Origin of the sequence: Candidatus Frankia alpina, from assembly GCF_902806485.1 — a bacterium.
Taxonomy (GTDB): domain Bacteria; phylum Actinomycetota; class Actinomycetes; order Frankiales; family Frankiaceae; genus Frankia; species Frankia alpina.
In genome coordinates this window covers 1-4,611 of record NZ_CADCWT010000322.1, presented here as the reverse complement: position 1 = coordinate 4,611, position 4,611 = coordinate 1, and the positions used below count along the sequence as shown (strand labels likewise).

The 4,611-nt window shown below is 69.5% G+C and carries 3 protein-coding genes; all 3 read left to right on the top strand.

What is annotated here, in order from left to right; genetic code table 11:
* Window positions 1-185: 185 nt before the first annotated feature.
* The 3 genes from G6R25_RS21855 to G6R25_RS21845 all read left to right on the top strand — a co-directional run bounded on the left by G6R25_RS21855 (window position 186) and on the right by G6R25_RS21845 (window position 3,995).
* Window positions 186-1,568: a cystathionine beta-synthase gene (locus tag G6R25_RS21855; RefSeq protein WP_163554400.1), complete on the top strand. Its 1,383-nt coding sequence runs from the start codon at window positions 186-188 to the stop codon at window positions 1,566-1,568.
* Window positions 1,569-1,577: 9 nt separating this feature from the next.
* On the top strand, window positions 1,578-2,780 hold the full coding sequence (locus tag G6R25_RS21850; protein ID WP_163554399.1) for a cystathionine gamma-synthase: 1,203 nt from the start codon (window positions 1,578-1,580) through the stop codon (window positions 2,778-2,780).
* A gap of 225 nt (window positions 2,781-3,005) precedes the next feature.
* Entirely contained in the window at window positions 3,006-3,995 is a 990-nt protein-coding gene (locus G6R25_RS21845; RefSeq protein ID WP_163554398.1) for a hypothetical protein, read from the top strand.
* Window positions 3,996-4,611: the final 616 nt, after the last annotated feature.

Sequence of the window (4,611 nt, the reverse complement as noted above, 5' to 3'; positions counted from 1 at the left end):
GCACGGAAAGTGACCTTCGCGCGGCCCTGCCTTTACCCCCCAAGGCAGGAGTTCACCGTCAGCAGTCGGCGAATTCGGCGGGGAGCGGGCGGCGGCGGGCTCGACTCGCTACCGTCGACGACAGTAGTCCGGACGTCGCACGACTGGCCCGCGTTCCCGACCACAGCGATAGGTGGATGACCGGTATGCAGGTGTTCGACCACGTCGTCGACCTCGTCGGTGACACACCCCTGGTCAGGCTGACGCCGGGGATCGCGCAAACCCCGGCGCCGGTGCTGGGCAAGCTCGAGTATCTGAATCCGGGCGGCTCGGTCAAGGACCGGGTGGCGCTGGCGATGGTCGCCACCGCCGAGGAGGCGGGGCAGCTGCGGCCGGGCGGCACCATCATCGAGCCGACCAGCGGCAACACCGGGGTCGGCCTGGCGCTGGTGGCGGCTCGGCAGGGGTACCGCTGCGTGTTCACCATGCCGGACAAGATCAGCGAGGAGAAGCGGGCGGTCCTGCGCGCGTACGGAGCCGAGGTTGTCGTCTGCCCGACAGCGGTGTCCCCCGACGATCCTCGCTCCTACTACGAGGTGGCCCGCCGGCTGGTCCGGGAAACCCCGGGCGGTTGGAGTCCGGACCAGTACTCCAACCCCCACAACCCGGCCGCGCACCAGGCCACCACCGGGCCGGAGATCTGGCGGGCGACCGACGGCCGCATCACGCACTTCATCGCCGGGATCGGCACGGGGGGCACGATCAGCGGCGTGGGGCGCTACCTCAAGGAGGTGTCCGGCGGGGCCGTACAGATCATCGGCGCGGATCCGGAGGGATCGGTCTACTCCGGCGGCAGCGGGCGGCCCTACCTCGTCGAGGGGGTTGGCGAGGACATCTGGCCGACGACCTACGACAAGACGGTCGTCGACCGGGTGGAGGCGGTCAGCGACCGGGAGTCGTTCCTGATGACCCGGGAGCTCGCCCGCCGGTGCGGGCTGCTGGTCGGCGGGTCCTGCGGGTTGGCCGTGGTGGCGGCGCTGCGCGTCGCCGGTGGTCTCGGTCCCGACGACGTCGTCGTGGTCCTGCTGCCCGACTCGGGCCGCGGCTACCTGTCGAAGATCTTCAATGACGAGTGGATGTACGAGTACGGCTTCCTGGAGCCGCCGTCGAGCGGCCCGACCGTCGCCGACGCCCTTCGGTACAAAGGCGAGCAGACCAGCGGCCCCCCCGACCTCGTGCACGTCCATCCGGCCGAGACGGTCGGCACGGCAATCTCCTACCTGCGGGAGTACAACGTCTCGCAGATGCCGGTCGTGCGCCACGAGCCGCCGCTGCGCGCGGCCGAGGTGGCGGGCTCGGTGATCGAACGCCAGCTGCTCGCCGCGGTCTTTGCCGACCGGTCCGCCATCGACTCCCCCGTGACCGATCACCTTTCCCCGCCGCTGCCGATGGTGGGCAGCGGCGAGCCGCTGTCGCGGATCGTCGCCGTCCTGGGCGACGAGCCGGCCGTGCTGGTGCATGACGAGGGCAACCCGGTCGGCATTCTGACCCGCGCCGACCTGCTCAGTTTCCTGGCCGTGGCGCCGTAGCGTGGCGTCATGCATGCCAAGGAGTTCGCCGAGGAGTTCGCCGAGGAGTTCGCCGACGGGTTCGAGACGATCGCGATCCATGCCGGTCAGGAGCCCGATCCGGGCACCGGGGCGGTGGTTGCCCCCATCCACCTGTCCTCAACCTTCGCCCAGGACGGCGTGGGCGGCCTGCGCGGCGGATTTGAGTACGCCCGCTCCGGCAACCCGACCCGGGCGGCCCTGGAGACCTGCCTCGCCGCACTGGAACGCGGCCAGGTCGGCCTGGCCTTCTCCGCCGGCATGGCGGCGACGGACACGCTGCTGCGGGCGGTATGCCGCCCCGGCGACCATGTGATCATCCCGGCCGACGCCTACGGCGGAACCTACCGGCTCATCGCCCGCGTCCTCGCCGAGTGGGGGGTGGAGCACACCAGCGTCGACCTCACCGATCTGGACGCGACCTGGGCCGCGGTCCGTCCGGGCGTGACACGGCTGGTGTGGTGTGAGACGCCGACGAACCCGCTGCTGTCGGTCGCCGACATCGCCGCGCTCGCGTCGGTCGCCCACGACGCCGGCGCGCTGCTCGCCGTGGACAACACGTTCGCCTCGCCCTACCTGCAGCAACCACTGACCCTCGGCGCCGACGCCGTGGTGCACTCCACCACGAAATACCTCGGCGGTCACAGCGACGTCGTGGGTGGCGCCGTCGTGGTGAGCGATCCGGAGCTCGGCACCCGGCTACGGTTCCTCCAGAACGCGGCCGGCGCCGTCCCCGGGCCGTTCGACTGCTGGCTCGTGCTGCGCGGTATCAAGACACTCTCGGTGCGGATGGATCGGCACTGCGCCAATGCCCGCCTTATCGCCACCCTGCTGGCGGCGCATCCGGCGGTCGCCACGGTGTACTACCCTGGCCTGCCCAGCCATGCCGGATACGGGATCGCCGCCAAACAGATGCGTGACTTCGGCGGGATGGTCTCGTTCACGCTGCGGGACGGACCGCGGGCCGCGATCGAGCTGTGCGCGCGGACCAGGCTGTTCACCCTCGCCGAGTCACTCGGTGGGGTGGAATCCCTGATCGAGCATCCGGCGAGTATGACCCACGCCTCGGTCGCGGACTCGCCGCTCGCCGTCCCGGCGGAGCTCGTGCGGCTCTCGGTCGGCATCGAATCGGCCGACGACCTCGCGGCCGATCTGCAGCGCGCACTGGACGGGCTTTCACCCGGTGCAGCTTAGATCTACCGCGGGCATGGTGTACCAAAACCGACGTACAACGCCACCACAGCGGGGGAAAAGGCCGGCCAAAGTCCCGAAGTGAGCGCCGAGCCGACATAGCGATGCTTAAGCGGTTATCGTTGCCTTACTGAGTTGAGATCCGTGAGCGGAGAACATCATGGCTGCACGTGCAGGTATGCCGTACACGTGCCGGTTCCGCCAGGTCGTGACCGTCAGGAGTGCCGCATGGACGCCTCCACGGACCGCCGGGCGCTCATCACCTCGGGTGCGCTCATCGGTGCCCTCCTCTGCGTCGGGACAGCCGACATGAGTTCCTCTGCAATGGATAGCCGGGTGGCCCTGGAGCGGGTCGAGTCCACGCTGGGAACCCTCGCCTGCCGCTGGGAGACGACCCCGCCGGCCGAGCTCGTCGAACGGCTCGGAGCCCTCGAGCGCCACGCCCACACCATCGGGCGCTGGCGGCTGGGCGCGGGCCTGCGCCAGGACTGGCTTCGCACGCACGGCCGAATTCTCCTGATGACCTCGGTGGCCCAGGGCGACAGCGGGCAGCCGGCCCGGGCGACGATCGCGGCGCAGGCAGCGCTGGTCCTGGCCAAGCAGGTCGGGGATGCCACCGCCGCCGCCCACGCCGGAGTCGTGCTGGCCGAACTCGCGACCTACTCCTTCGACAGCACCTCCGACGGGCTTCAGCTCGCCCGAACCGCCCTGGCCACAGCGCCGCACGCGCACACCGCGATCCTCGCGCTCACCACCGAGGCGCACATCATGGCCGCCCGCAACATGCCGACGGAGAGCATCGTGGCCGTGCTGCGCTCAGCGGACTCGATCGCCGCGAAGCTGCCCCAGGGGTCGTTAGGATACAGCCTCGATGGCATTCATCCGGGCTACCTGCCGACATTCGGGGGCGCGGCGCTCGTCGCCGCGGGGGCGTTGGCCGAGGGCCAACATCGGCTGGGCGAGGCCGCCGACCTGTTCGACCGTTCCCGGGCGTCCGGCGCGCTCGCCGCCGTGCGACTCTACCAGGCGTCGGCGGCGATGCGGGCGCACGATCTGGAGGAGGCGGAGATTCTGGCCACCAGGGCGCTGGCCGCCTCAGCGGTCCGGCCGAGCAGCTGGCTGTCCAACGGAATTCTCTCGCTCGCGAAGCGGGCCAGAGACAAGGGAGCGGACTGGTCCGGACTGGTCGCGCAGGCGCGGGAATGGTCACCTGTATGACCGTTGACGGGTTGCCCGGTAGCGCACCGCCGGCCGGAAATCCCCGCTGCCCCGAATCCGATGTTTTTCGCGGCGGGCGCCGGACCGAGCGACGGTAAAGCGGCCGGGAGTTCGCCGCGGGCCGGGAGGGTCGTGGTCACCCGCCGACGGTCCAGGCCGGTCCGCAGCGAACGCGCGACGAGCAGACCGGCCAGGACGACGACAAGAACGGCCAGAACCACTAGAGCGACCAGGAAGAGGAATATGTCGGAATGAGGCATAACGGTCGACAGACCGAAGTGCACGGATTGTGATGGTGTAATGTTCTGGATGATCGGCAACGGCGGTGGGATATGGAAGAGGCACGGCGGTACGTTATCGGGTGGCCGACGATGACGCGCAGGTCGGGGCGCGACGAAAGTGGCGGCCGAGCCCACGCTTACCCACAGCGGGGTCCAGCCGAAACGGAAAAAACCATAGATACGGCCATATCGGCCCACCATCGGGTTACCCGTCAGTTCGTGATAAAGCGCCCCTGGTGGTTTGAGCTTCCGCTACACTCGGGATCTTCCGCGCCGACTGAGCCTTTCCCGGTAACGTTTCGTCGCTTTGCGTGACATCAATGTGGTGTTGGTGT